This is a genomic window from Pediococcus parvulus (assembly GCF_964063155.1).
Lineage (GTDB): Bacteria > Bacillota > Bacilli > Lactobacillales > Lactobacillaceae > Pediococcus > Pediococcus parvulus.
Genome location: NZ_OZ061292.1, coordinates 780,367 through 801,831, shown reverse-complemented (window position 1 = coordinate 801,831; position 21,465 = coordinate 780,367). Strand labels below are relative to the sequence as shown.

At 38.5% G+C, this 21,465-nt stretch carries 22 protein-coding genes; 2 read left to right on the top strand and 20 right to left on the bottom strand.

What is annotated here, in order from left to right; all coding sequences use genetic code 11:
- Window position 1: 1 nt before the first annotated feature.
- The 11 genes from atpA to AB3217_RS03810 all read right to left on the bottom strand — a co-directional run bounded on the left by atpA (window position 2) and on the right by AB3217_RS03810 (window position 9,504).
- On the bottom strand, window positions 2–1,534 hold the full coding sequence (gene atpA, locus AB3217_RS03860) for a F0F1 ATP synthase subunit alpha (RefSeq protein ID WP_068808108.1): 1,533 nt from the start codon (window positions 1,532–1,534) through the stop codon (window positions 2–4).
- Between the two features lie 25 nt (window positions 1,535–1,559).
- The gene (atpH, locus tag AB3217_RS03855; protein WP_367365700.1) at window positions 1,560–2,102 is read right to left on the bottom strand and encodes an ATP synthase F1 subunit delta; all 543 of its coding nucleotides are present in this window, start codon (window positions 2,100–2,102) and stop codon (window positions 1,560–1,562) included.
- Window positions 2,089–2,613: a F0F1 ATP synthase subunit B gene (gene atpF, locus AB3217_RS03850; RefSeq protein ID WP_068808110.1), complete on the bottom strand. Its 525-nt coding sequence runs from the start codon at window positions 2,611–2,613 to the stop codon at window positions 2,089–2,091. Before atpF ends, atpH begins: the two co-directional genes overlap by 14 nt.
- Window positions 2,614–2,664: 51 nt before the next feature.
- A complete protein-coding gene (gene atpE, locus AB3217_RS03845) occupies window positions 2,665–2,877 on the bottom strand; it encodes a F0F1 ATP synthase subunit C (RefSeq protein WP_057807270.1) in 213 nt (70 codons plus the stop codon).
- A 26-nt stretch (window positions 2,878–2,903) separates the two neighbouring features.
- Window positions 2,904–3,623, bottom strand: coding sequence for a F0F1 ATP synthase subunit A (atpB, locus tag AB3217_RS03840; protein ID WP_068808113.1), 720 nt, complete (start codon window positions 3,621–3,623; stop codon window positions 2,904–2,906).
- A 373-nt stretch (window positions 3,624–3,996) separates the two neighbouring features.
- The gene (upp, locus tag AB3217_RS03835; RefSeq protein WP_057783779.1) at window positions 3,997–4,626 is read right to left on the bottom strand and encodes a uracil phosphoribosyltransferase; all 630 of its coding nucleotides are present in this window, start codon (window positions 4,624–4,626) and stop codon (window positions 3,997–3,999) included.
- A 72-nt stretch (window positions 4,627–4,698) separates the two neighbouring features.
- Window positions 4,699–5,937 (bottom strand): serine hydroxymethyltransferase, encoded by a 1,239-nt coding sequence (gene glyA / locus AB3217_RS03830; protein ID WP_057783777.1) that lies wholly within the window; start codon window positions 5,935–5,937, stop codon window positions 4,699–4,701.
- An 11-nt stretch (window positions 5,938–5,948) separates the two neighbouring features.
- Complete coding sequence (locus AB3217_RS03825; protein ID WP_057783776.1) at window positions 5,949–6,971, bottom strand: L-threonylcarbamoyladenylate synthase; 1,023 nt, start codon at window positions 6,969–6,971, stop codon at window positions 5,949–5,951.
- 1 nt (window position 6,972) lies between these two features.
- Window positions 6,973–7,839, bottom strand: coding sequence for a peptide chain release factor N(5)-glutamine methyltransferase (gene prmC, locus AB3217_RS03820; protein ID WP_057783774.1), 867 nt, complete (start codon window positions 7,837–7,839; stop codon window positions 6,973–6,975).
- Entirely contained in the window at window positions 7,832–8,914 is a 1,083-nt protein-coding gene (gene prfA / locus AB3217_RS03815) for a peptide chain release factor 1 (RefSeq protein ID WP_367365699.1), read from the bottom strand. Before prfA ends, prmC begins: the two co-directional genes overlap by 8 nt.
- A complete protein-coding gene (locus AB3217_RS03810; RefSeq protein ID WP_057783770.1) occupies window positions 8,914–9,504 on the bottom strand; it encodes a thymidine kinase in 591 nt (196 codons plus the stop codon). The genes prfA and AB3217_RS03810 overlap by 1 nt, the downstream gene beginning before the upstream one ends.
- A 195-nt stretch (window positions 9,505–9,699) precedes the next feature.
- On the opposite strand from AB3217_RS03810, the gene AB3217_RS03805 reads away from it, so the two are divergent.
- Both AB3217_RS03805 and AB3217_RS03800 read left to right on the top strand, forming a co-directional pair.
- Window positions 9,700–11,046 (top strand): MurT ligase domain-containing protein, encoded by a 1,347-nt coding sequence (locus AB3217_RS03805; protein WP_367365698.1) that lies wholly within the window; start codon window positions 9,700–9,702, stop codon window positions 11,044–11,046.
- Window positions 11,047–11,751, top strand: coding sequence for a type 1 glutamine amidotransferase (locus AB3217_RS03800; protein ID WP_057783766.1), 705 nt, complete (start codon window positions 11,047–11,049; stop codon window positions 11,749–11,751).
- 60 nt (window positions 11,752–11,811) lie between these two features.
- On the opposite strand, the gene manA is transcribed toward AB3217_RS03800, so the two are convergent.
- The 9 genes from manA to AB3217_RS03755 form a co-directional block, all read right to left on the bottom strand.
- A complete protein-coding gene (gene manA / locus AB3217_RS03795; RefSeq protein WP_057783764.1) occupies window positions 11,812–12,783 on the bottom strand; it encodes a mannose-6-phosphate isomerase, class I in 972 nt (323 codons plus the stop codon).
- Window positions 12,784–12,909: 126 nt separating this feature from the next.
- Window positions 12,910–13,944 (bottom strand): serine hydrolase, encoded by a 1,035-nt coding sequence (locus AB3217_RS03790; protein ID WP_260266855.1) that lies wholly within the window; start codon window positions 13,942–13,944, stop codon window positions 12,910–12,912.
- Window positions 13,945–14,053: 109 nt separating this feature from the next.
- The gene (locus AB3217_RS03785) at window positions 14,054–15,880 is read right to left on the bottom strand and encodes an ABC transporter ATP-binding protein (protein WP_367366116.1); all 1,827 of its coding nucleotides are present in this window, start codon (window positions 15,878–15,880) and stop codon (window positions 14,054–14,056) included.
- Window positions 15,881–15,929: 49 nt separating this feature from the next.
- Complete coding sequence (locus AB3217_RS03780; RefSeq protein WP_367365697.1) at window positions 15,930–17,672, bottom strand: ABC transporter ATP-binding protein; 1,743 nt, start codon at window positions 17,670–17,672, stop codon at window positions 15,930–15,932.
- Window positions 17,673–18,335 (bottom strand): TetR/AcrR family transcriptional regulator, encoded by a 663-nt coding sequence (locus tag AB3217_RS03775; protein ID WP_057783756.1) that lies wholly within the window; start codon window positions 18,333–18,335, stop codon window positions 17,673–17,675.
- A gap of 209 nt (window positions 18,336–18,544) precedes the next feature.
- Complete coding sequence (locus AB3217_RS03770; protein WP_068808127.1) at window positions 18,545–19,198, bottom strand: ATP-binding cassette domain-containing protein; 654 nt, start codon at window positions 19,196–19,198, stop codon at window positions 18,545–18,547.
- 1 nt (window position 19,199) lies between these two features.
- Window positions 19,200–19,910: a hypothetical protein gene (locus AB3217_RS03765; protein WP_367365696.1), complete on the bottom strand. Its 711-nt coding sequence runs from the start codon at window positions 19,908–19,910 to the stop codon at window positions 19,200–19,202.
- Window positions 19,894–20,616 carry a hypothetical protein gene (locus AB3217_RS03760; RefSeq protein WP_057784682.1) on the bottom strand — a complete coding sequence of 241 codons (723 nt, stop codon included), beginning with the start codon at window positions 20,614–20,616 and terminating at the stop codon, window positions 19,894–19,896. Before AB3217_RS03760 ends, AB3217_RS03765 begins: the two co-directional genes overlap by 17 nt.
- A complete protein-coding gene (locus AB3217_RS03755; RefSeq protein WP_057784681.1) occupies window positions 20,606–21,406 on the bottom strand; it encodes a hypothetical protein in 801 nt (266 codons plus the stop codon). The genes AB3217_RS03760 and AB3217_RS03755 overlap by 11 nt, the downstream gene beginning before the upstream one ends.
- Between the last annotated feature and the right edge of the window lie 59 nt (window positions 21,407–21,465).

The window sequence follows — 21,465 nt, the reverse complement described above, 5'->3', positions numbered from 1 at the left end:
TTTATTTAGAAGCACTTGCGTCTTCTACTTTTGTTGGTTGAAATTGATCTGCAAATTCTTGAATTGCAGCATCCATTTTGTCGGTATCTGGTAAATCGCCCGTTTTGCGGATAACATCTAACAAATCGTCGTGTGAACCATCGATATATTCGATTAATTCATCTTGGAAACGCAAAATATCATCAATAGCAATTTTATCTAAGAAACCATGAGTCAACGCATACAAAATTAAAACTTGATGCTCAACAGCAAGCGGTTTGTGCAATGGTTGTTTCAAAACTTCAACAGTTCGACTTCCACGTGCTAACTTCGCCTTAGTGGCATCATCCAAATCAGAACCAAATTGCGCAAATGATTCCAATTCACGATAAGATGCTAAGTCCAAACGCAATGTCCCGGCTACCCGTTTCATAGCTTTGATCTGTGCATCTCCACCAACACGGGATACAGAAGAACCCGCATCAATTGCAGGACGAGTACCAGAATAGAATAGGTCACTATCCAAGAAAACTTGACCATCAGTAATTGAAATAACATTGGTTGGAATATAAGCGGCAATATCGCCCGCTTTAGTTTCAACGAATGGCAAAGCCGTCATTGAACCTGCACCCAGTTTGTCATTCAATTTTGCTGCTCGTTCTAGTAAACGTGAATGTGTGTAGAAGATATCACCAGGATAAGCTTCACGACCAGGCGGACGTCTCAAAATCAAGGAAAGTTCACGATAAGCATCAGCTTGTTTTGAAAGATCATCATACACGATCAAAACATGCTTACCATTGAACATAAATTCCTCACCCATTGCTGCACCAGCATATGGTGCCAAGTAGAGCATTGGAGCTGGTTCTGATGGACCGGCACTCAAAACAATTGTGTAGTCCATTGCACCAAACTTTTCGAGCGTATCAACCTGGGTACGCACAGTTGATTCCTTTTGACCAATTGCAACATAGATACAGATAATATTTTGATTCTTTTGATTCAAAATTGTATCAATTGCTAAAGATGTTTTACCTGTTTTACGGTCACCAATGATTAACTCACGTTGACCACGACCAATTGGAACCAACGAATCAATCGCCTTAATCCCTGTTTGAAGGGGTTCGCTAACTGATTGTCGTTCCATAACGCCAGGAGCTTTACGTTCAACTGGACGTGTATGATCTGTTTTAATTTCGCCTTTACCATCGATTGGTTGACCAAGTGTATTGACAACCCGTCCGATTAAGGCTTCTCCAACTGGAACTTCCATGATTCGTCCAGTTCTCTTAACTGTGTCACCTTCACGAATATCATCATAGTTACCAAGAATAACAATTCCGACATCGTTTGATTCAAGGTTTTGAACCATTCCGTAAACACCGTTAGAGAATTCTAGAAGTTCACCAGCAAGAGCATTATCTAAGCCATGAGCACGGGCGATACCATCACCGACATATGTAACGGTACCTGTTTCTTCGACATTAAGCTCGTCTTGATAGCCTTCTAATTGTTGTTTAATTAGAGCACTGATTTCCTCAGATTTAATGCTCATAAAAGTTTCACCTCTTTACAAAATCTCATTTAAGTAACATTTGCTTGATCTTAGCCATTTTAGAACTAATACTGCCATCATAAACTAAACCATTTGATTTCAACACAGCCCCACCAATAATACTTGGATCAAGCCGGCTATTTATGATCACTTTTTGTGCTCCGATTCTTTTAGCAAATCCATCTGCTAATCGTTTCTTTTGATCCGAATCGATTTCAAACGCAGTCGACAATTCCGCATAAGTAATGTGGTTGTAAGCATTGTAAAGAACAGTAAACTGATCCACAATGTCCACCATATTACTTATCCGACCATAATCATAAACCATTTGAATCAAGTTTTTGACGTAAACAGTCGCATCCTTCTTTAGATCCACAATAATTGTTGATTTTTGCTCATCAGTTAAACGAACATCATCTAAAATTTGGTCTAAATCCGAAACTTCACTAAAAACTTGCTTAATCTGTTGTAAATCCTCATAAACTGGTTCAAGTTGGTTCTTTTCAACAGCTAAATCAAAAAGGGCTTTTGAATATCGTTTGGCAATTGTCATCTTATCTAGACTCATTTTGCTTCCCCAACCCTTCAATGTAAGAATCAATTAACTGTTTTTGATCCTGCGCGTTCAATTCTTTTTGAATGATCTTAGAAGCAATTTCAATAGATAAACTAGCCACATCATTCTGAGCACCCTTCAGTGCATCTTTTCGCTCTTGTTCAATGTCCTTTTGAGCATTTTGCTTGAGTGTTTGTGCTTCTTGTTGGGCACTTGCAACGATTTGTTCACGCTGTTTTGTCCCATTATCCTTCGCGTTGCTTACAATCGTGGAGGCTTCGGCATGAGAATTCTTCAACGCTTCTTCTCGTTGTTCAGCTAACTTTTCGGCATCTGTGCGTGATTTCTTTGCAGAATCGATATCGTTAGAAATTCGATCTGCCCGTTCCTTCATCATCTTAGTAACTGGTCCCCATGCGACAACTTTAATTACCCACATGAGAATAACAAAGACGATGGCATAGAACAACATATCACCAAGATACAGCGAATTTGAAGCACCCAACATTAAATGTGAGAGCATCTATTGACACCTCCTTCTACCCTATTATTTGTTTGCTTGTGTGACAATAAACTACTTGTTCATGACTAACAATGCCACAACGAAAGCGATAATAGGCATAGCTTCAACAAGACCAACACCAATAAACATAGTTGTTCTTAATTGACCAGATAATTCTGGTTGGCGTGCCATTCCTTCAAGTGTTTTTGAAATAACAAGGGCATCACCGATACCACCACCGATAGCGGCTCCGAACATAATAATTCCTGCTGCAATAGCTCCCATAGTTTTAAATCCTCCTAAAATATTAATTATTCCTCAGTCTGAATCTGTTGAGAAATGTAAACTGAAGTCAAAGTGACGAAAACATACGCTTGAATACTACCTAAGAATAATGAAAATCCTTGCCAAATAAATGCAATTGGTACGGCAACAATTGTCATACCAACACCACCAGAAAAGGCCATTTCTCCGATAATTTTCAGCAACATTTCTCCTGAAAAGATAACCCCGTAAATACGTAAACCTAACGTAAGGAAGTCAATCAATTCGGTAAAAACACTAATTGGTAGCCAGAACTTAAACGGCGTCAAATATGATTCCTTAAAGTACTTTTTGAATCCGAGCTTTTTGACTCCAGAAAAATGTGCCAACATCAACGTCATCAACGAGAATGTCAGCGTCACAATTGGATCTGAAGTTGGACTCCGCACATACGTTACACCATTCCAACCAATCTGTAGGAATAACCCAAGTTGGTTAGATACAAAAATGAATAAGAACAAAGTAAATGCATATAAACCAAAGTTCGGTGCATCACCATTTGTCACTGAGCCTCGAACAATATTATTCGTAAAATCAATTAACCACTCTAAAACATTTTGTTTTCCAGTTGGTTTTAATTTTAGATTTCTTGAAAACGCGAAAACTATTACAACTACGATAATTGCCGCAAGCAATCCTGAAATAATATTGGTCGTATTAAAAGTAAGCCCCAAAAATTGGAAAGTAGAAACAGAGTCTCCACTCACAGAAGATCACCTCTTTTCATAGCCTTAGTGAATTATTGAAGATTTGCAGGTTAACTACCCTAAAACGTCAACAATTATATAAAAATAGAGCGTAATGCCTATTCAAAATACAAATGAAATAATACCACCAATTTGGGAAAAACACAAAAAAAGGAGGATATTTTTCACTTTTAAAAAGGAGTCATCATGCCCGTGAAATCAACATTTTCAATAAAGCGCTTACCGTTTAGGTAGTCCTAAACAGTTCTCCTTCACTTTTTAAAAATAATCGGAGATATTAAAAAAGAAGCAAAAAAATCGACATCCGTTTTATAAAAACAACATGCCCATTTTTTGCTCTTCTTTTGAAAAACTATTTAGCTAAACCTACAAGTTACTTTGTACCAAACAAACGATCGCCAGCATCCCCTAGTCCAGGAACAATATAGCCATCTTCATTCAATGATTCATCCAAAGCTGCTGTATAGATATCAACATCAGGATGAGCTTCTTGTAAGGCTTTTACACCCTCTGGAGCTGCTACCAAACACACTAATCGCAGATCTTTTGCGCCGCGCTTTTTCAAGGCATCCATTGCCATAATTGCTGAACCACCAGTTGCTAACATTGGATCGACAACAAAAATTTGTCGTTCGCTAATATCACTTGGTAATTTAACAAAATATTCAACTGGCTTTAAAGTCTTTTCATCTCGGTACATACCGATATGACCAACCTTAGCTGCAGGAATTAATTCAAGCATTCCATCAACCATACCTAATCCAGCCCGAAGAATCGGAACGATAGCTACTTTTTTACCCGAAAGTGTTTTTTTGGTTGTCCAACCAATTGGCGTCTCAACTTTAACATCCTCTAATGGCATATCGCGTGAAACTTCGTAAGCCATGAGCTCAGAGATTTCATTAACAACTTCTCTAAATACCTTTGTACCACAATTCTTATCTCTAATAATTGTTAATTTGTGCTGAATCAACGGATGGTCAAGAACTTGGAACTTACCCATAAATCACACTCTCCCTTCAATATCTCTATCAATTGTAGCTAACTTGACGCAAAAAAACTAGGGGTAATTCAATTAATTTACATCAATTGGATGTTTTGCTGTTAATGCAAAGACTTGTTGTTTTAAATCAGCTAATTTTTCAACAGAATTATGATTTTCTAGTGCTGATAAAATAATTTTAGCAACTTGTTCACAATCATCTTCACTGAATCCACGAGTCGTAATTGCTGGTGTTCCAATTCTTAACCCACTCGTTTTAAACGGACTTCGCTTTTCATTTGGAATTGCTTCCTTATTAGTTGTAATAAAAATGGAATCCAATAAATCTTGCACTTCTTGACCATTTAATTCGGTTTTTGTTAAATCAAGAGTCAGCAAATGATTGTCAGTTCCACCCGAAACTACGCGCACCAAATCGGATTCGTTAAAGGTTTCTGCCATCTTATTGGCATTATCCTTGACCTGTTGCATGTACGTTTTGAATTCTGGTTGTAAATCCTCGCCAAAGGCAACTGCTTTAGCGGCGATCACGTGCTCTAATGGGCCGCCCTGTGTCATTGGAAAGACGGCAGAATTAATTTTTTTGGCATACTTTTCTTGGGATAAAATCATTCCTCCACGAGGGCCTCGTAACGTTTTATGCGTGGTGGTCGTGACCACGTCCGCAATGCCCACTGGTGATGGGTGCAAGCCAGTTGCCACCAGTCCGGCAATATGTGCCATATCAACCATTAAATAGGCACCAACTTCATCAGCAATTTCTCTAAACGCTTGCCAATCAATAATACGACTATACGCTGAAGCGCCCGCCACAATAATCTGTGGTTTTTCGGCAATTGCAATCTTGCGAATGTCTTCGTAGTTCAGTCGTTCTGTTTTTAAATCAATACCATAACTAGCTGATTTATAAAACTTTCCACTAAAACTAACTTTCGCACCGTGAGTCAAATGACCACCAGCGTTTAAGTCCATACCCAGAATTTTGTCTCCCGGTTTGATAAATGCGGCATACGCTGCCGCATTGGCCTGCGAACCAGAGTGCGGCTGCACATTTGCATATTCAGCGCCGAATAATTTTTTGGCTCGATCAATTGCTAATTGCTCTACTTGGTCGATATATTGGCAACCGCCATAGTAACGTTTTCCCGGATAACCTTCTGCGTACTTATTGGTCAAAACAGTCCCCTGTGCTTCACGAACTGCTTTCGATACAATATTTTCAGATGCAATTAATTCAATATTATGCTGTTGGCGATTTTGCTCACCCGCAATTGCATCCCATAGTTCAGGGTCTTCTTTTTTGTAATCCATTAAAACGCCTCCTATTTATTAGGTGTTTGAAAGTATTGTTGTCCTGCCGATTTTCCTAGACGATTCATGTAGGCCTCGCCTAGCCCTATTCTATCAAATTCTTGAGCCAAAATATACGTCACCGAACTTTCTAAATCAAAATGCCGTAATCCAGCAAATAAATTGTGACTAGCTGAATGGACATCTTCACCTAATGAAAACCATTCTGCATTTGTTGGAATGAGATTCTCTTTTTTTACCTGTTCGGTAGTCATTACCCCAACCGGACTATTTTGCTGGGCTGCCCAGTTCATGGCGGCTGGCCACTGGTCATCAGCCACAATCAAAACTTGTGCGTTGGGCGCATAATGTTTATATTTCATCCCTGGAGCTTTAGGAACTTCATTTTTACCGACCTTATGATGATCAGATTGAACAGTACCGATAACTTTAGCTAACTGCGCTTCACTAACCGCGCCAGGTCTTAAAATACTTGGCACCTCACCAGACATATCAATAACGGTTGATTCCACCCCAATTTGGGTTGGTCCATCATCCAGAATTCCCGCAATTTTGCCATGCAAATCATGATACACATGTTTAGCCTCTGTTGGACTAGGTTTTCCTGAAGTATTTGCAGAAGGCCCCACAATTGGCACCCCAGCCTGACGAATTAAGTCGAGCGTTGCTTCGTTATGTGGGTTCCGGAAGGCCGCGGTTTCCAACCCGCCTGTCACACTCTTTGAGAGCGCATCTGGTTTGAGTTTCAAAATAATGGTCAACGGTCCTGGCCAAAATGTCTTCATTAATAAACGGGTTTTTTCAGACAAGGGTTGCGCATACTTTTCAACGGTCGTAATATCCGCCACATGAACAATAAGCGGGTTATCACTCGGTCGTCCTTTTGCCACATACACCTGTTTGACTGCTGCTTCATTCGTCGCATCAGCCCCCAAGCCATAAACGGTTTCAGTTGGAAAAGACACCAATTGCCCAGCCTGAATTTCTTTCGCTGCTTCCTTGATTGTATCTGCATGATATATTTTCGTTTCCAAATTATGACTTCCCTTCACCATCAAGCGTTACGCACATCATTCGATCATGACCTGTAACGTCTTTTTTAAAATTCACTTGATACTTATGATCCGCCGCTGTAAATAAATTCGCTAATTCTTCTTTTTGTTGGTATCCAAATTCGCAATATAAACGGCCATTCTCATTTAGATGATCGCTGACTTGTTGACTGAATTGTCGGTAAATGGCCAGTCCCTGTTCTTTTGCAAACAAAGCTTGATGCGGTTCGTATTGAATCACACTTTGGTCCATAGCCTTTTTTTCTGACTCTGCAATATACGGCGGATTAGAGACAATGATGTCAAAACGTTTGTTACCAAAATTTTCAAACAAGTCACTTTGGATAAGTGGGATTTCCACCTTTTGTAAGGTTACATTTTTCTGAGCCACCTGTATGGCATCCGCTGAAATATCAGAACCCGTCACTTGCCAATTTGGTCGCTGTTTTTTTAGTGCAATTGCAATGGCTCCTGAACCGGTGCCGATATCCAAAATCGTATGCCTTGTTTCATCATTGTCATTTAATACCCATTCAACCAATTCTTCAGTTTCAAACCGGGGAATCAAGACGCGAGAATCCACAAATAAGTTATTTCCGTAAAAAGTAGCTTGCTGCGTCAGATACTGAACAGGAATTCCATCAGCATACTGGCGCACATTTTTTTGATAAGCAGTCCAAGTCGACGGCGTCATCACATTTCGATAATGTAAAACTAACTGTGTATTGTTCCAATGCATCATGTTGGCTAAGAGCAACTTTGCCCCACTTTCATCAATGCCAGCCTGAGTAGTGGGCTTGATATACAAAAAAGCCCATTTAAGGGCCTCTAAATAGGTGGGGTTACTCATTTCGAAGTTGCTCCATCTTCTTTGCTTGATCATCTAAAATCAAAGCACCAATTATTTCATCTAACTCACCGTTCATAATCCGATCCAGTTTGTTTAAACTCAACCCAATTCGGTGATCTGTGACCCGGTTTTGTGGATAGTTATAAGTTCGAATTCGTTCCGAACGATCACCCGTTCCGACCGCGCTCTTTCGTTCAGCATCATAAGCATCTTGTTCACGCGTTTGATAGTAATCGTAAACCCGCGCTTTCAAAATTTGCATCGCTTTAACTCGGTTTTGTTGCTGAGAACGTTCATCTTGCATGGCAACCACAATCCCAGTTGGTAAATGGGTCATTCGCACAGCTGATGAAGTTTTGTTAATATGCTGACCACCAGCACCAGATGACCGATAGACATCGGTTCGAATATCTTTTGGATCAATATCAATGTCAACATCTTCAGCTTCTGGCATAACACCCACTGTAGCAGTTGAAGTATGGACTCGACCCGCCGATTCTGTCACCGGCACCCGTTGGACACGATGAGCACCATTTTCATACTTGAGTTTGGAATAGACCCGATCACCGGAAATCATCAACACAATTTCTTTAAAGCCACCAACTTCAGTCGCGTTCTCGTCCACAATTTGAACTTTCCATCCTTGATTTTCAGCGTATCGTGAATACATGTTGAAAAGATCCGCCGCAAATAAACTAGCTTCATCCCCACCAGCAGCACCATGAATTTCCATAATGATATTTTTGTCATCATTAGGGTCCGTTGGTAACATCAGTACTTTAATTTGTTCTTCAATATCATCGCGTTGACTTCTCAAACTACTTAATTCAGATTTAACTAACTCATCCATTTCTGGATCTAGTTTTTCACGTTGCATTTCTTCATCATCAGCAATTTGAGCAATCACTTTTTTATACTCTCGGAACTTTGCGACTGTTTCGCGAATACTTGCTTCTTCCTTAGACAACTCAGTAAATTTCTGAGAATCAGAAATTACATCGGGATCCGCTAAAAGTTCATTTAACTCATCATAGCGATCCTCAACTGCCTGAAGTTTATCAATAAAATCATTCATTAACTATCTTTCCTCATTTCATCCAAAGGAGGGTTCACATAGTGACGTCGGCAAACTGGATAGTAGGCCTCGTTGCCACCGATCTGAACTTGTTCTCCTTCATATACTGGTTTGCCGTTTGCAAAACGTAAATTCATAATTGCTTTATGTTTGCAGAACCAACAAATGGTTTTCATCTCTTCGATTTTATCCGCATAAATTAATAAGTATTTTGAACCTTCAAATAATTCATTACGAAAATCATTTTTAAGCCCAAATGTCATTACAGGGATATTTAAATCATCAACGATTTTTGCAAGCTCAATAATGTGATGCTTCTTTAAAAATTGAGCCTCGTCAATTAATACGCAAGCCGCGTTTGGATTGAGCTCCAAAACGCGTTTATAAACATCGGTATCATCAAAAATTGGTTCCGCAGTGCGGTGCAAACCTATGCGGCTGGCAATTTCACCAACATTTTCTCGTGTATCAATTCCACTGGTCATCAAAACAACAGATTTATGTTGCTCTTCATAATTATGAGCAACCTTCAATATTTCAATCGATTTACCACTATTCATTGCGCCATAGTGAAAGAATAACTGTGCCAAAGTAGTTTCTCCCTTTGTATTTACTTCCTATTTAGTATAGCCGATAACCAGAAAAATTTCATCTTTGATCATAAGCCAGAATCACTTTGAAAGGTTCTTTTTCCGGATAACTTTCTTTTTTGCGCGCTAGGGCTTAAAATTAACATTTAGGATTTAGGGTAATACACCCTTTTAACAATTTGATGGAGGAGTCTTATGTCACTCAAAAGCTCACTTGCCATTACGACTGGAAAATCAGCCTATTGGTTTTTGCATAAATTTCGAAACGGAGGAAGCTCGCTTCCCGGAAAACTAACAACTAAAATTGATCCCGATATTTTAAAAGTGTTGGGACAAAATTACGACGTCATTGTGATTACCGGAACTAACGGTAAAACTTTAACAACGGCACTTACTGTAAAAGTTTTAAATCAAAAATTTGATCATGTTTTAACGAATCCAAGTGGCTCCAACATGGAACAAGGCATTGTGACCACATTTTTAACCGCTAAAAGATCTAAAAACGGCCGTCAAATTGCCGTTTTGGAGGTTGACGAAGCCAACGTCATTATGGTGACCAAGTATATCAAGCCCGTAGCGTTTGTGTTGACCAATATTTTCCGTGACCAGATGGATCGCTACGGTGAAATTTACACGACTTATAAAAAAATTCTAGATGGCATTGCTCTGGTACCTGAAGCAACGATCATTGCTAATGGCGACGCTTCTATTTTTAATTCAAAAGAACTGCCCAATCCCATTCAGTATTATGGATTCAACAATCAAAGTGACCACGACGTTACTGCTGATGTAAATACGGACGGCATTTTGTGCCCTGTGTGCCAGCATGTCTTGCACTATAACTTTATCGTTTACAGTAATTTAGGAAAATATTTCTGTCCTAATTGTGGCTTTAAACGCCCCGCATTGAAATACGAATCAACTAGTGTTGATCAATTGACCCCTGCAACTTCAGCATTTACTATCGATGGCACTTCGTTTAATTTACACATTGGTGGCCTTTACAACGTGTATAACGCACTAGCTGCGTATTCTGTTGGTAAATTCATGGGCGTCACAGATGATGAAATTGCCACCGCATTAAACGATCCAGACGAACGCGTTTTTGGGCGTCAAGAACAAATTCAGGTTGGCGACAAAGAAATTACCATCGTCTTGGTCAAAAATCCAGTTGGGTTAAACCAAGTGATCGACATGGTAGGCACTGAAACACAACCTTTTTCGTTAGTTGGGTTACTAAATGCCAATTATGCGGACGGAATTGACACAAGTTGGATTTGGGATGGCGAGTTTGAAAAGCTTCCTAAGATGAATATTAAACAATTCATGACAGGTGGCGAGCGGTACAAAGATATCACCTTCCGTTTGAAAGTGGCCGGTGTAACGGACGATAACTTATGGATTGAACCTAATCTTCATGATGCGGTCGACCGATTAAAAGATTTGCCAACAAAACGGGTTTATGTTTTTGCAACCTACACTGCTATGCTTCAATTACGCAAACAGCTAGCTGACGATGGCTATATTAAGGAGGGAATTTAATTGAAATATTCCTTAAACGTTGCTCACTTATACGGTAATCTCCTCAATACCTATGGTGATAATGGCAATTTACTAGCACTCAAATATTACGCCAAACAAATGGACACGGATCTAACCGTTAAAGTCATCAGTTTAGATGACGACTTTAAGGCAGCCAATTTTGATTTAGTCTTTTTCGGTGGCGGTCAAGATTACGAACAATTAATCGTTTCAAAAGACATTCCTTCAAAAAAAGAAGAACTAACCAAATATATCAACGATGGTGGACCAATGTTAGCTATCTGTGGCGGTTATCAGCTCCTTGGCCATTACTATATTGGTGCGGACGGCGAAAAGATTCCGGGTATTGGGGCTTTAGATCATTACACCCTTAGTCAGGATCACAACCGCTTCATTGGCAACATTTTAATTAAAAACAAACAGACGCAAGAAGAATATCATGGTTTTGAAAACCATAATGGCATGACCTTCTTGGGAAAAGGTGAAAAACCACTAGGTGTTGTTGAAAGTGGTCACGGAAATAATGGGAAAGACAAAACTGAAGGCGTCATTTACAAAAACGTCTATGGTTCTTATTTCCATGGCCCAATCTTGACGCGAAACGGATCTTTAGCAAAACACCTGTTAATCACTGCCCTTGAACGAAAATATCCAGATGCCGATTTAAGCCAACAAAAAGCCTTAAAAATTCCAGAAACTTTTTAAACAAAATAACGGTCAACCACGAATTCTTACAATTCATGGCTGGCCGTTATTTAGTTAGTTTTATGCTTCGCCCGGTTCGCTTGCAATGATCTGTAAGTCACCAGTTAAAGTCCACTCTTTAACCTGATATGGCAAGATAAAATGAACACCCTTCTTGATATCATAACTCTTTCCGTCAACTTCAATGTGACCTTCACCTTTTAAAACAGAAACCAATGTGTAAGGAGCGGCTCCTCGTTTAAACGTTGCGGTACCATTCTTTAGCAACCATTGATAAACAGAAAAATGTGGTGAAACAGGTGGCTTTACATAAGTTGTAACTTCTGCATCACCAACCGTTGTTTTTTCAACGTTGAGTTTTGGATCTTCATGAGGGACCGTTATCACGTCAATTGACTGTTTCAAATGTAGTTCACGCTTTTTGCCAGTCTTTTTATCCACACGATCAAAATCGTACAAACGATAAGTGGTATCACTACTCTGTTGGGTTTCAAGTACCATAATGCCCTTGCCTAACGCATGAATCATGCCACTTGGAACATAATAGAAATCGCCTGCTTTAACTGGAACCCGGCGGAATAATTTATCCCATTCGCCATGATTAATCCAGTCTGCTAATTCTTCATGATTCTTCGCATTATGCCCATAATACAATTCGGCACCAGGTTCTGCAGAAATGACGTACCAGCATTCTGTTTTGCCCAATTCATGTTCATGTTCTGCTGCATAGGCATCATTTGGATGAACTTGGACGGACAGATTATCGTTAGCATCCAAGATTTTAGTCAGTAAAGGAAAAACGTCACCCTTTGCATTGCCAAACGCTTCACGATGTTGTGCCCAAACCTGATCCAAAGTTAAGCCTTTGTATGGTCCATTAATCACTTCTGCCGGACCATGTGGATGAGCCGAAATTGCCCAACACTCACCAGTTTGATCACTAGGAATTTTATATCCAAATTCAGTTGCTAATTTATTGCCACCCCAGATTTTTTCATGAAATACTGGAGCCAAAAATAATGGTTCACTCAAAACGATCTCTCCTTTCGCTACTACAGAGAATAGTTTACCATAAAACCGAAGCGCTTTCAGTAATGTTTTGGAAATGTATATACAAATTTTCAATTGTGTCCATTTCCAATCAAGCTCACGGTTTAACTAACCTTTTACACTACCCTGACCATCCTTCAAAAACGCCTCAATCACAGCCTGTCGGTAAGTAAAGTAAATTTGATTGTCAGCGGTAGGATGGACCCGATTAGAGAGAAAAACTAGCGCTTGTTGCCGAGTCGTATCAACTAATAACATGGTTCCTGTAAAACCACTATGCTTTAACACCCAATGATCCTCACCGTTATCAGTTTGCTTAATTAATCCCCAGCCAAAAGAACGGATTAAATCAGGATTAGCGGTTTGATTTTCAAATAACTGGTTTACCGTTTGCTTCTTCAAAACTGAAGGGTTAGTTTCCGGATGAAGGAGCCAGGTAACATACTTTGTTAAATCACCCAGCGTTGAAAAAAGACCTGCCGATCCACAATGAGCACCTAAAATTTGCGCTTTAGGATCATGAACTGTGCCTCGAATCAAACCCGTTTTGGCTGTCCATTCTGTGGGCACACAAATTAACGGATCCGGCGCAAATGTAGAATGCGTTAATTTCAACGGCGTCAATACCCGCTCAGTAATCGCCACTTGGACAGGCGTATGCAAAACATGTTCAATAATCAACCCGAGAAAAATATAATTTAAGTCAGAATAAACCACCTTCTGATTAAAATCCGGCCCAATTTCAAGTGTAAATAACGCTTGTAATAGCTCTCTTGTGCTTAATTCATTGCGATGTGGAATATAACCCGTGATCCCAGAAGTGTGTGTCAATAAGTGCCGAATGGTAACGTGGGCGTCAAAGAAATTGGGCAGAATTTTGACCACTTGCTGATCATATGAAAGTTGCCCTTCTTCAACTAGTTGACTAATCAAAATTTCTGTGCCAACAATCTTAGTTAACGATGCCACATCGTAGGTCATCCCATCTTGCAGCTGAAAATGTTTCGGTTTAACTTCTGAATCCCCCATTACCTTTTTGATAACTTGTTCATGATCAATAATGGCATAGGAAATCCCAGGCACGATCCTTTGTGAAACTAATTTTTTAATTTGTTTTTCTGTATTTTGGTAGGGTTCGCTCATTTTTGAAATCTCCAGTCATTAATCTAAAAATACCATCATTCAATAATTGTCTCACTTTTAGACTGAGACGAACTACGAATAATGGTATTTTTATCTTTAAATTTAAGGTTTAAATAACTTCATTGCCAGAGAATTGGCTATTATACAAATCAGCGTAAAACCCATTTTGTTCCATCAAGCTATCATGGTTCCCAGTTTCAACGATTTGACCGTGGTTGACCACCACAATATTTTGTGCATTGCGAATCGTAGAAAGTCGATGAGCAACCACAAAACTAGTTCGGTTCTTCAACAATTTATTCATCGCATGTTGAATCAGAACTTCGGTCCGGGTATCAACAGAACTTGTCGCTTCATCCAAAATCAATACTTTGGGATCTGCCAAGAAGGCCCGGGCAATGGTTAACAACTGTCGTTGACCTTGCGAAATATTACTTGCAGATTCATTCAAAATTGTGTCATAACCTTGAGGAAGCTGACGAACAAAGGTATCTGCATGGGCTGCCTTAGCGGCTTCAACCATATCTTCATCTGTGGCATCTTCACGACCATACTTGATGTTCTCGCGGATGGTTCCGGTAAACAGCCAAGTATCCTGAAGCACCATTGCAAACTGTGAACGTAACTCTGCTCGACTTAAATTACGGGTATCAACCCCATCTAATTTAATGGAACCATCTTTAATATCATAAAAACGTTCAAGTAAGTTAATGATCGTGGTTTTCCCGGCACCAGTAGGACCAACAATTGCGACCATTTCACCAGAATTAACATTCAAATTGAAGTCTTGAATTAATGGTGTGTCTTCAACATAACGGAAGTCCACATGATCAAACATAACTTCTGCTGCTGGATTCTTCACATCTGGAATTTCTACATGTGTTTCTCCCATTTCAGGTTCATCTAAAACAGCGAAAACCCGCTCGGCAGAGGCAATCGTCATTTGAATTGTGTTCGTCAAGTTGGCAATTTGGGTAATCGGTTGTGAAAATTGCTGAGTATATTGAAGGAATGCCTGAACGTTACCTAAAGTAATTTGACCATGGGCAACTTCAATTCCACCCACAACAGCCACAAAGACATAACCCAAGTTTTTGATAAAGTTCATCAACGGCATAATCAAGCCTGATACAAATTGGGCTTTCCATGCATAACCTAAATACTTGTCATTTTCCTTTTTAAAATCTTGAATGGCTTTATCTTCATGATTAAAACTCTTAATGACTGTATGTCCCGAATACGTTTCTTCAATCTGATCATTCAATAAACCTAAATGTTTTTGTTGACCGGCAAAAAACTTCTGTGATTTTGGGGCAACAAACGCCACCACAATCAAGCTCAAAGGAACGGTCAACACAGCAATCAAAGTTAGTTTCCAACTAATAGTAAGCATCATGTATAAAACACCAACAAACTGCAAGACACTAGTCACTAATTGCGTCAAACTTTGTTGTAAGGTTCCAGAAATATTATCCATATCATTGGACATCCGACTCATAACATCACCGTTTGAGTGCGTATCATAATAGGAAACTGGTACCCGTTGCATTTTTTCTTTGAAATCTTTTCGCATCTGGAACACGGCTCGTTGTGAAACCTGAGTCATGATGGCTTGTTGCGCGAAACTAAATAGAGCTGACAAACCATACAAAATTCCGACGGTCGTTAAAATATGCACAATTTTTGTGAAGTTAATTGGTAACGTATGAAGGCCGATACCGGCTTTCATTTGCGCAGAACCCTTCATTACCCCAGCGAAAATTTGAGTTGTCGCTTCACCTAAGATTTTAGGTGCTCTGATTTGTAAGATCACCGAAACCGCCGCTAAAATCAGTACCAGGACAACCAGCACCATCCAAGGAGAGAGATATCGTAATAACCGCCAAGTTGTTTTCCAAAAATGTTGTGGCTTTTCAGTAGGCATTCCCATACCCATGCCATGACCACTATGACCGCCAGTTCGTTGTGGTCGCTTTTCACTATTTTTAGCCATTTACTTGATCTCCCTTCTTGATTTGTGAGTCAATGATTTCCCGATAAGTCTCATTATTGGCCTTTAATTCTTGATGCGTACCTTGACCAACAAGCTTGCCATCATCGATAACTAAAATTAGATCGGCATCAGCAACAGTGGCAATTCGTTGCGCCACAATGACAACCACACTCTTTTGAACTTGTTCATCTTCACGTAAGGCATGCCGTAATTCAGCATCCGTTTTGAAATCTAGTGCAGAAAATGAATCATCAAAAACGTAAACTGGTGCTTGTTTGACCAAAGTTCGGGCAATGGTTAATCGTTGTTTTTGACCACCTGAAAAGTTGTCCCCACCTTGTTCTACCCAAGCGTCTAACCCATCTTCATCTTTATGAATAAATTCAGTTGCTTGCGCAATTTCCATTGCACGCCAAATTTGATCATCAGTTGCGTCCGGATTGCCAAATTTCATATTCTCACGAATTGTGCCCCGGAACAAAACTGATTTTTGTTGTGCAAGTGAAACCTGCGCATGCACGTCTTTTTGGCTCATGGTTTTTACATCAATTCCGTTTATCAAAACTTTTCCTTTTTCAGGATCAAAGAACCGGGGAATTAAGCTAATCAACGTTGACTTTCCTGAACCAGTTCCCCCAATAATGGCAACTGTCTGGCCAGCGTGGGCTTCAAAATTTGCACCATCAATAGCCAGTTTTTCAGCCCCTTTATAACGGAAATCGACATGATCAAATTTTAAAGAAGCTGTTTTTTCAGTCGCATCAACTGAAACTGGTTCAGCAGGATCTTTAACGCTGTTTTTCATTTCAATAACTTCATTGATTCGTTTTGCAGAAGCAGAAGCCCGAGGAATGAAAACAAAAACCATTGAAAGCATCATAAAACTCATCAAGATCTGAGCAGCATACGTCATAAAGGCAACCAAATTACCAACTTGCATCGTTTGGTTGGCAATCAATTTTGCACCATACCAGATGATTCCCATGTTGGTTCCACTCATGATTAAAGTCATAATTGGAAACATAAAAGAAACAATCGTGAAAACTTTAATCGCTGTTTGCGTGTAATCTTTGTTGGCCCCTCTAAAACGATCCTGTTCAAATTTATCCCGATTAAACGCCCGAATAACCCGCACACCGGTTAATCCTTCTCGGAAAACCAGGTTAATTCGGTCAATTTTTTTCTGCATTCCTTGAAAGAGTGGGACTGCAAAAAACATAATGATCCCAACAAAAACTGCCAAAACTGGCAAGGAAACCAAAAAGACAACCGTTAATTCTGGTTGTTTGCTATAAGCCATAAAACCAGCGCCAATCAACATAATTGGTGATTGCAGCATCATCCGTAAAATCATAACCATCACATTTTGGATTTGGATCACGTCATTAGTAGTTCGAGTAATTAATGATGCATCCCCGAACTGTTCAAATTCATAATTAGACAAAAAAGAAACCTTTTTGAAAAGTGCATCACGGATTTTACTCCCCATGCGTTGAGATTGCGTAGCAGCAAAATACACATTTACGCCTGACGCCAGCACGCCAAGTAAAGAAATTGCCAACATTTTGTATCCTGAATTCCAGATATACGAAATATCACTTTTGGCAACTCCGTTATTAATGATGTCTGATGTAATATTTGGTAACCATAAATCACACATCACCTGTACGATTAAGAATAAGGTACCAATACCAACTGCCCACCAGGCTAAGTATCGTCGTGATAATTTAAACATTTAACCAAGCTCCTTTTTTGATTTTAGTGCGCCGTTTGCAATCCAGTTCAATGTCATTGAAAATTCTGCTTTGATATCCTCAAGACTTTCTGGTGAATTTGTCTTTTGAGAGTGAAAGTAATGCCCAATTGTATGTACCAACACCATAAAAATAAGCCTTTGTAATGCCTTTAAATCTGCATCACTAGTAACCTTCAAACTGGTTCGATCAACGGAGCGGCTAATTTCATCCTCCGTATCCCGCATTGCTTTGAAAAATGGATAATTGGCCCGATCTTTACCAAACCGGTTAGAGTTCTGTGCATGTTGAAAATTGGTTGCCACATCGTTTTTAAAAATATCAGCGTTAGGTCCTTCAACAACCTCTTCAACCGCATAATCAAAGAAATGAGTCATTGAAACAAACAGATCACCCTTAGTTTCTTTGATTAAGCTCAATAAATGCTGTTCCATATTATTCACTAATGTACCCAGATAATAGAAATACAAATCTTCCTTATCTTCAAAGTACTGATAGAAGCTACCGCGTGGAATTTGGGCATCGGCAACAATGGCACTGACCGATACTTCAGGTAACGGTGCACGTGAAAATTCATGTTGCGCGGCCCGCATCAATCGAGCCCTTTTGGCTTCATTTAAATTAAAAAATGTGGCTTTTGGCATTTCTTCCTCCTCAAAATGACACACTGTCATAATTGATGATTATACGCTTAATCTATGCATTTGCAAGACGAATTTATTGACTCGATTTTTCACTTTTTTGTCATTTCTTTGTCAAAAACCTAACCTTTTCAATCACAAAATTAAAAAACACCACTAAAAAATACTTAGTAGCGTCTTTCTGTATAAAAAACAAAATTCTATAAATAAATTTACTTAACGGTTACTTGCTCAGTTGACTCAATCCTTCCTTCAACAATGTGTAACTGCGTGTCCGCAAGTTTTTTCATATCTTCAGCCACGTGCGTTGCAACCACAATAAGTTTTCCTTCATCTCTCAGTTTGCGTAACAACTTAATACATTTACTAACACTCTCCGTATCTAGGCCGTTTGTTGGTTCATCTAAAAGAATAATTTTTTGATCTTCAAAAACTGCTTGTGCAATATTTAATTTTTGCCTCATTCCTAGTGAAAAATCTTTCACAATTGGTTTGTGAATGTTCTCTTCTAAACCAACTGCCTTTAAAGCATTCTCAATATCTTCATCGTTTGCGACATGCTGAATTTTACCTAAAATTTTCAAATTTTCAAAGGCTGAATATTGAGGTAATAAACTCATATTTTCGATAAGAATACCCGTTTCTGGTGAAAAGTCAACGTCTTTATGCAGAATTTTATCATTCACCAATACCTCACCACTAGTTGCATGAATGAAACCAGCCATCGCTCTTAATAACATTGTTTTACCTGACCCATTAATTCCGTATAGTCCGTATATTGATCCCCCGTTAAAAGTATAGTTAACGTCAGTTAATACAGAACGTTTTTTTAAAGTTTTAGAAAAATGACGTAATTCAATTTTCATTTTAATCCCTCCGTAACCAATCAATTTGCCTTAGCCGCCAATAAATTAATCCTTCAATCAACACAAAAAAAATCAGTAATATTACATACCACATTAGTAAATCCACATGAAGTATACTTAATCGTTGTTGACATATAAATTGTGGCCAGACCAGTATCTGAAAAATTATTGAGCCGCCATTCACAAACAGACTCTTGCCAACCATTAAAGAAAGACCTGCATAAACAAGTATAAGAAAATATCCCACTCGATCTGAAAAATATAGATTTAATAAGAATTGAGTTAACATATATAAGTTACAGATTAAAAAGCTGGTCAGTAACATTGATAAAAGTGAAAAAGAAACCGACGAAAGAATATGGAATAATCCCGAAAAAACAAAAAATACAACTACAAACATAATGTGAAACAAAATATTAAGTTTACAGATAGTTATATTCAAGTTTTTAAAGACATAGCTCATTTTTTGGTAACGAATAAGTTGTAAAACTAACCAATCAGAAAACCAAGATTGAAGAAGTGCAAAATTCAGTGTCGCAATAGTAAAAAAGAAGAAGATAAACACCAAAGTTTGCATAGTAGTGGCACTAAAATCAACACCACGAAGGATATTTTGGATAGTGAATTTACCAAATAAATAATTTTTAGCCAGTATTAAATAGAAAATTAACAAGCCAACAGTTAAAAATGATAATTTATTTTGTGATTTCAAGTAAATCCTCCCTCCTCAATTTTTGAATATTCCAAATAGCTAGCAAGGTGATAATAATCACGACCTGTAACAAAGCTGTTAGAATCGTAAGCCAGCCAAATTGTCCTTTCCATAGCCAATCAATTGTATTCATACTGGAAATAGGATGGGTAAACTCAAAGGTTCGACAAAACTCAAGGGTAATAACATTAATAAACGGAACAATAAAGATCGTTACTAAAGCATTTTTTGTATATTGCATGACCAAAAATAATAATGAGCCTTGAATTATATAGTAACCCAGAAAAATAAGATAACGGACCCCTAATGCTAACAGTATTATGGGTTCAAATAAAAACGTATGCTGCACTCTAATGAATAGCATAATCAAATCCACACCTTCAAAAACAATCGTGAAGATAATTGCTTGGATACAAACAGATTTAAAAAAAGCCCAATAATACTTTTGCGTATCGGATCGTATTAATTCACTCATATAAATGTTCAAATAACTTTTTAAAATGATTGTAGCAAAAATAAGCGAAAAAATGGTAGCTTGTCCTACGTCATAATGATAATTTGCAACAGTATCTTCAATTGTGTAAAAATCTCGAAAATTTGTTATTATTCTCGGTGCATATCTATTTAGTGATAACCAATAAATTCCAAGAAACCCTATTAGGAAAAAATAAATTACGCCAAGTCTTTTCTTGCTCTCAAAGAACATCAGCTCTCACCTGCCTGAAGTACCCAATACCAATTACTATCAAACTAGAAGATAAGTAAACAATTGCAGCCGGAATAATGGACCTCAATCCGTATTCAATGAAGGGTTGCATAAAATAAGTGGAGCTGTACGGTGACATAACTTGTATAATCCATAACAGAAATGCAAAGGGATATGCAATGTAATAATTGGGGAACATAAACACAATGGCCTGCGTAACCATACCAAAAATGGCAACCGATAACGTAAAAATAAAAATATAGATCACCACAGTACTGTACGGATGTTCCATTTGTAATACTAATAATTGGAAAGGTTTAATAACCTTAAGTTGTTGCAATTCATCCTCCATGCCAGAAAAATCTTTTCCTCCATGCCAAATAAGCAGCGCTATAAGAAAATTAATCACTAATGAAAGCAGCACTAAAAAAGCCGGAATGATGGCCGATAAAGCCAGTTTAGTTTGATAAAATTTTTTTCTGCTGTTCCTAATCAGGGTAGCATTAAGATAACCATTTTTCACTTCCGACACTTGGTGATCCGTATATAAATTCAATAAAATTAGAGGCAGCAACCAAATAAGGACCATTTGCCCATAATGGCCAATAGAATTAGAAGCCAAAAAACTAACTTCTGCTGGATTTAATATAAACTTTGCTGTGTCAAATCCAGCCTCAATCTGACTTTTGAGCTGAATTAACAAATCTATTTCTGGAACAAGTATGATTAAGGTAGCAAAGAAAATAAATCGCCAATTTTTTAAAAGTTTACTAATTTCAAAGTTAAACATCAGAACCCCTCCTACCAATAAGAATAATGGTCATCTACATAATTTGCATTAGATGACCA